General features: G+C 44.0%; 5 protein-coding genes. All 5 read right to left on the reverse strand.

The window, feature by feature from the left end:
- Positions 1-17: 17 nt before the first annotated feature.
- From AB840_RS10740 to topA, 5 genes are read right to left on the reverse strand one after another with little or no spacing between them, the layout of a single operon-like run.
- On the reverse strand, positions 18-1,241 hold the full coding sequence (locus AB840_RS10740; RefSeq protein WP_048514846.1) for a class I SAM-dependent rRNA methyltransferase: 1,224 nt from the start codon (positions 1,239-1,241) through the stop codon (positions 18-20).
- A gap of 10 nt (positions 1,242-1,251) precedes the next feature.
- Positions 1,252-2,655, reverse strand: a complete 1,404-nt coding sequence (gene hslU / locus AB840_RS10745) for an ATP-dependent protease ATPase subunit HslU (protein WP_048514847.1) — start codon at positions 2,653-2,655, stop codon at positions 1,252-1,254.
- Between the two features lie 12 nt (positions 2,656-2,667).
- Positions 2,668-3,207: an ATP-dependent protease subunit HslV gene (gene hslV / locus AB840_RS10750; RefSeq protein WP_048514848.1), complete on the reverse strand. Its 540-nt coding sequence runs from the start codon at positions 3,205-3,207 to the stop codon at positions 2,668-2,670.
- Positions 3,208-4,521: a methylenetetrahydrofolate--tRNA-(uracil(54)-C(5))-methyltransferase (FADH(2)-oxidizing) TrmFO gene (gene trmFO / locus AB840_RS10755; protein ID WP_048514849.1), complete on the reverse strand. Its 1,314-nt coding sequence runs from the start codon at positions 4,519-4,521 to the stop codon at positions 3,208-3,210.
- A complete protein-coding gene (gene topA / locus AB840_RS10760; RefSeq protein WP_048514850.1) occupies positions 4,511-6,787 on the reverse strand; it encodes a type I DNA topoisomerase in 2,277 nt (758 codons plus the stop codon). The genes trmFO and topA overlap by 11 nt, the downstream gene beginning before the upstream one ends.
- Between the last annotated feature and the right edge of the window lie 374 nt (positions 6,788-7,161).

Here is a 7,161-nt window from a genome sequence, read left to right on the forward strand (position 1 = left end):
TGTCTTGCTTTTTACATTTATACAATTTGGAAAAGATAAAATTTTAAATAATTCGTTTCCGGTACATTCCATAAAATCGGGTGATCCGGCGATTGCTGACGTCCTTCGATCTGGCGAAGACGTACACCAGCGTCTTTTGCGGCATCACTGAGCATGTTGCAAAATAAATCATCACGCATAAAATGGGAACAGGAACAGGTCGCTAAATAACCGCCGCGCGGTAACAGCTTCATGGCCTTCAAATTAATTTCCTTATAACCCCGAATCGCGTTGTGAATGGTATGACCCGATTTAGTAAATGCCGGCGGGTCGAGAATAATAAAATCATAGTCATGGCATTTTTCTTCAGCCAGCTTGGTCAGTAAATCAAAAACATTATATTGACAAGCCGTCACGATATCTTCCATATTGTTACGCCGGATATTTGCATTGGTCATAGCAACCGCTTCATCTGATATGTCAACAGCCGTGACGGCGGCCGCACCGCCTTTTGCGGCATTGAGCGCAAAGGCTCCCGTATGAGTGAAACAGTCCAGTACGCGGCGACCAGCAGCAATGCGGGCCACGGCCTGCCGATTGTATTTTTGGTCAAGGAAAAATCCCGTTTTCTGCCCATTCTCCACATCGACTTCATAATGAATGCCGTTTTCATCAATAGTAGTCATAACACAGGGCGGCGCCGGTAAAAAATCGTCTTGGTACCAACCCTTCATTTGTTCCATGCCATCCAGTTCACGCACCTTGACGTCATTTCGTTCATAAATGCCGCGAATCGCCACTCCCATCTCCTGGAGTATATCAATAAGCGCTCTAAAAATGACTGATTTGATCTGATCCATACCGTAGCACAGACATTGTGCTACAAGAATATCGTTATATCGATCTACCGTCAGTCCCGGCATTTGATCTGCGTCGCCGAAAATAAGACGACAGCAGGAAAAATCGGCCGGTCCCATTACGGTACGACGATAGTCCAGCGCATATTTGACACGGCGCCGCCAAAACGCTTCATCAAAGCGGTCATTGGCATTATCTGAAAGTATGCGGACACGAATTTTGGAAATGTCATTGGCAAAACCAGTCCCCAGATAGCGCTCCTTATCACTGTAAACATCGACGATGTCACCAGTCTGATACGTACCTTCCGTACGGACGACTTCTTCGCCATAAACCCAGGGATGTCCGCTGCGCGCGGCCCGCTCTCCCTTTTTAGTCAAATACAATTTAGTATATAGTCTCATATAACTCCCTTTATAAAATGTAATGACTTAAATCCACATTCTGGACTACGTCATTCAGTTTCCCCGACACAAAGGTTTTGTTGATTTGAAGATGCGTTTCTGCCACATCAGGTGCTTCATAAGCCACATCTTCAAGAATTTTTTCCAAAATCGTATGCAGACGCCGGGCTCCGATATTTTCTGTTTCCAAATTGACACGATGAGCATATTCTGCAATAGCATCAATACCGTCATCCGTAAAATCCAGCGTAATGCCGTCTGTTGCCAAAAGGGCCGTATATTGCTTAACCAGTGATTGATTCGGTTCTGTAAGTATCTTCTGGAAGTCTTCTACCGTGAGCGACTGCAGTTCTACACGAATGGGAAACCGCCCCTGCAGTTCAGGAATAAGATCGCTGGGTTTAGATACATGAAACGCTCCGGCTGCAATAAACAATACATGATCCGTTTTAACAGGGCCATATTTCGTATTGACAGTAGCACCTTCAACAATAGGCAAAATATCACGTTGGACACCTTCACGAGATACATCCGGACCGTTTGCACGTCCCTTTTCCGCAATTTTATCAAATTCATCAATAAACACAATCCCCGACTCTTCCGTCGATTCAACGGCTTTGTCAATAATGGCATCCATATCAAGACATTTTCCCAGTTCTTCATCTTTAAACAGTTCTCGAGCCTTAGCAACCGTCATTTTCTTCTTTTTCTTTTTCTTCGGTATAATGCTGCCCAGCATTTCCTGAAAATTATTAGTCAGTTCTTCTGTTGAATTTCCGGTCAATATCCCTTGGACGGCTCGTTCCTGTTCGGATACTTCCACTTCAATTTCCTTATCATCCAGTTTATGATTGCAAACGTCTTCAAACATTTTCTGACGGCGATCTGACTGCGGAGCTTCCAGCTGCGCCGGCTGACTTGCCTTTTCATCATCGTCTCCACCGGCAAAGAACATATCCATTGGGTTAGTCACTTTTTCCTTGACTGATGTTTTCTTCGGCCAGAGCACTTGCAAAATACGTTTATTAGCTTCTTCCTCCGCTTTTCCCTCATAACGAATGCTTTCCTGCTCTTGAATCATGCGAATCGCATTCGCTACAAGATCACGGATGATCTGTTCCACATCCCGTCCCACATAGCCGACTTCCGTATACTTAGTCGCTTCTACCTTGATAAAAGGCGCACCAACAAGGCGAGCCAGACGGCGGGCAATTTCAGTCTTGCCGACGCCGGTAGGTCCGATAAGGAGGATATTTTTGGGAATAATTTCATCCTGCATTTCTTCACCTAAATGTTTACGGCGCCACCGGTTGCGCAGTGCAATGGCAACGGATTTTTTGGCTTCTTCCTGCCCGACAATATATTTATTCAGTTCCGCCACAATTTGTTTCGGCGTTAATTCTGTCTCGTTCATGTAAATGCTCCTTTATATTTCTTCTACAATAACATTGTGATTCGTATACACACAAATATCCGCCGCAATATGCAATGATTTTTCCGCGATATCCCGAGCAGACAATTCCGTATTCTGCAACAGTGCCCGAGCCGATGCCAACGCGTACATACCACCCGAACCAATCGCCGATATGCCGTCATCCGGTTCAATAACTTCCCCATTTCCGGAAATGAGCAGAATCCGCTGCGCATCCGCCACTAAAAGTAAGGCTTCCAATTTATGGAGAATTTTATCAGAACGCCAGTCTTTTGCCAGTTCAACAGCACTGCGAACAAGATTCCCGTTGTATTCATTGAGCTTTTCTTCAAAATGGTCAAATAGCGTAAAGGCATCGGCAACAGAACCAGCAAAACCGCTGATAATCTGGCCATGATAGAGCCGACGTACCTTTTGAGCTGTTCCTTTCATAATAACGGAATTACCAAGAGTAACCTGTCCGTCACCGGCAATGGCCGTTTTACCATCCCGCTGTACCGCAACAATCGTCGTTGCATGAAATTCTGTAGGCATTTATATTTTCTCCTTTATTTCATTGATTTCGTTTAAGGCCCGCTGTGCCAGCAAACCATTTTTTTCTTTCTTTTTCATCCGCTTTTTTATTCCCAGTGATTCCATAATTCCAAAATTAATATTCATAGGCTGGAAATGTTCATTAGGTCCATCCGAGATATACTGACTTAATCCTCCGATAGCGGTCCTCTGTGAAAAAGTAATCGGCGCCTTCCCTTTGATCAGACGTCCAGCATTAATTCCCGCCAACAATCCCATCGATGCCGATTCCAAATAACCTTCGACGCCTGTAATCTGCCCGGCAAAGAAAACGTGGGGATTTTTGCGATACTGAAGCGTAGCATCAAGCAAAACCGGCGAATTAATATAGGAATTGCGGTGCATCACGCCATAGCGGATAAATTCAGCATGTTCCAATCCGGGAATCATAGAAAATACTCTTTTTTGTTCACCAAATTTTAAATGCGTCTGAAATCCGACAAGATTGTATAATGTCGCACTGCCGTTGTCCTGCCGCAATTGTACGACCGCATATGGAAGTTCTCCCGTATCTGGAAGTTCCAGCCCGACAGGCTTCATCGGGCCATAACGTATCGTATCTATTCCCCGTCCGGCCATCACTTCAATGGGCATGCATCCTTCAAAAACACTGTCTTTTTTTTCGAATTCATGAAGTTCTGCACATTCTGCTGTGGTAAGTGCCTGCCAAAAATCTTCATATTCCGCCTTGGTAAAAGGACAATTTAAATAGTCGGCCCCCCCTTTACCATACCGGGCAGCCCTATACACCTTGGTCATATCCAGCGAGTCAACTTGCACGATAGGGGCTGCCGCATCATGAAAATAGAAATATTCGGCCCCGGTAATGCGCCGAATAGTTTCAGCCATGCTATCGCTCGTAAGCGGACCTGTCGCAATGATGCAGATCTGATCCGCCGGAATTTCGGTTATCTCTTCGCGACGAAGCGTAATAAGAGGATGTTGCTTCAATCTGTCCGTAATTAATTGACTGAACGGAATACGATCCACAGCCAAAGCGCCACCTGCCGGGACACGGTGAGTATCCGCTGATTCCATGATTAATGAACCCAGACGACGCATTTCTTCCTTCAATAATCCTACGGCATTTTCTATATTAGCAGCCCGCAAAGAATTGCTGCACACCAATTCGGCAAAAAGGTCCGTATGGTGTGCCGGTGATGATTTATCTGGCCGCATTTCAGCCAATTCGACGGGAATCCCCCGCGTAACAAGCTGCCAAGCTGCTTCAGATCCAGCCAATCCAGCTCCGATAACTAAGACATTATTCTTCATTTACTACTTCACCCTTTTTATGATTTTCGCATTCTGCGTTGCTGCAGAATAGTTTATCAGGCCCTTTTTTATAATGTTTTATAGTCATGATACTACCACATTTTGAACATTTTTTATTAACAGGCTGATTCCATAAAACAAAATCGCATTCTGGATACTCACTGCATCCATAGAATATACGTCCCCGTTTAGATTTGCGTTTAATCAAGGTCCCCTTACCGCATTTCGGGCAGGTGATTCCCAAATCCTCTACAATCGCTTTTGTATTCCGACAATCCGGGAAATTGGAACAGGCCAAGAATTTACCGAACCGGCCAAATTTATAAACCATAGGAGATCCACAAAGTTCGCAAATCTGACCGGATTCCTGTCCGGCTACCGTTACCTTTTCCATATTTTCTTCAGCTACATCCATTTCTGGTTTGAATATCTCATAAAATTCAGTAAGCACATGTGCATACGTATCCTTACCTTGTTCGATAGAATCCAGTTCTTCTTCCATATGTGCCGTAAAGCCGACATTAATAATTTGTTCAAAATATTTTTTCAGTAAATCAACAATAATGGTCCCCAGCTCTGTCGGAATAAATTGCTTATCTTTCTTTTCTACATAATTTCGATTTTGGATTGTATCCATGATCGGCGCATAGGTACTTGGCCGGCCAATGCCTTTTTCTTCCAGTGTTTTGATCAGGCTGGCTTCTGTATACCGGGCAGGAGGCTGTGTAAAATGCTGGCCCGGATCGACTGCCGTATTATGGACAATCGTATTGGGAGAAATATGAGGAAGTTCTGTCAGTGTTTTATCCTTTTTGGCATCCTCATATAATTCCGTAAATCCCTTAAACAGCACTTTATATCCGGCGGCTCGCAGCTCATAGATCCCGCTGATAATGGCAATCGTCATATGTTCCGTTTCAGCAGACTCCATTTGACTTGCCAGAAAGCGATTCCAAATCAGCGTATACAGCCGCAGCTGATCTTTGGAAAGAAAGTCCGAGACTTTTGCAGGTGTAAGTTCCAGTGAGGTTGGGCGAATCGCTTCATGAGCATCCTGACTTGTTTGCTTTGTCTTATATATACGCGCCTTTTCAGGCACATATTCCTTTCCATAAGTAGACACAATAAATTCACGGGCAGACTGAATCATATCATCATTGATTCGTGTCGAATCCGTACGCATATACGTAATAAGCCCGATGTGACCTTGCTCACCAATATCCAGGCCTTCATATAATTGCTGTGCCAGCATCATTGTTTTTTTGGCGCCAAAATTCAACTTACTGACACATTCCTGCTGCATTGTCGAAGTTGTAAAAGGAGGCTGAGGCTGACGCCTACGTTTTCGCTTTTCCACTTTTGTAATGCAGTCCGGTTCGTGATTTTTTTCTCCTCGTTCCTCCCACTGAAGGTCAAAGGCAATTTGTTTCGCTGTATCTCCGCTATCAATCTTTGCCTTTTCTCCATCAATTTTTGTCAGCTCCGTCGTCAGCATCATACCATTCTCTGTACGATATGTGCCGCTTACAGTCCAGTATTCTTCCGGAACAAAGGCCTTAATTTCTTCTTCCCGTTCGCAAATAAGACGCACAGCTACAGATTGTACACGTCCCGCACTAAGTCCCTTGCAAACTTTTTTCCAAAGAAGAGGGCTTAATTTATACCCAACAATACGGTCTAAAACACGTCGTGCCTGCTGGGCGTCCACCTTTTGCAAATCAATCACACCCGGCTCTTCCATACCGGCAAGAACCGCTTTTTTAGTGATTTCATGAAACATAACGCGGCATTTTTCTTCTGGATTCATATCCAGCAAATGTGCTAAATGCCAGGATATTGCTTCCCCTTCGCGGTCCGGGTCAGTCGCCAGATATACTTTTTTAGAACGAATAAATTCATCCTGAAGCTCTTCAATAAGCTTTCTTTTATCAAACATATTAGTATATGTCGGCGCAAAATGATCTGCAATATTCACACCAAATTGATTTCGCGGCAAATCTCGAAGATGACCGCGGCTGGCCATGACCTTATATTCAGTTCCTAAAAATCGTTCGATTGTCTTCGCTTTTGCCGGCGATTCTACAATAACCAAATTTTTAGCATTTTTAGGCAATGGATCCATTTTTTTCAGCACTTTTTTTTGCGGAAGGTTCACCGTGCCGTTGATAATCGTCTTTTCACCATCATCTTTTTTCTTTTTACGGCCTCGGCCTTTTTTCTTTGTATCATCAATGATAATCGTCCGTTTAATCGGAAATTCCAGCATATATATCACCTAACTTTTTACTCATACCATACTGGCCCCGTTTAAAAATAGCCAGAGGTTATATTATAAACCTAATTCTACATGATACACTATAATTTCCGTTGATTCAACCTTTTATAAGTATTCGTATGTGTCAAGAAGTTCTCGGTGAATGTATTGACCTAGATAATAGCTAGCCTCATCGACATCGTTTTTTTATAAAAATGCAGGCGTTGAGAAACTGTTAGCTAACTTCCCTATGGCACTGCTGGACGGGCCATTATTGCAAATGCGTCCGTGATGAATCCCTACATGCGTTTGAAAGGGAATCTTCCGCATGACTCGTCTCATCGTCCCACGGAAAGTGCGGCTGACTGGAGCGGTAAACCCCTTGG

Source organism: Megasphaera cerevisiae DSM 20462, assembly GCF_001045675.1.
GTDB classification, from domain to species: domain Bacteria; phylum Bacillota; class Negativicutes; order Veillonellales; family Megasphaeraceae; genus Megasphaera; species Megasphaera cerevisiae.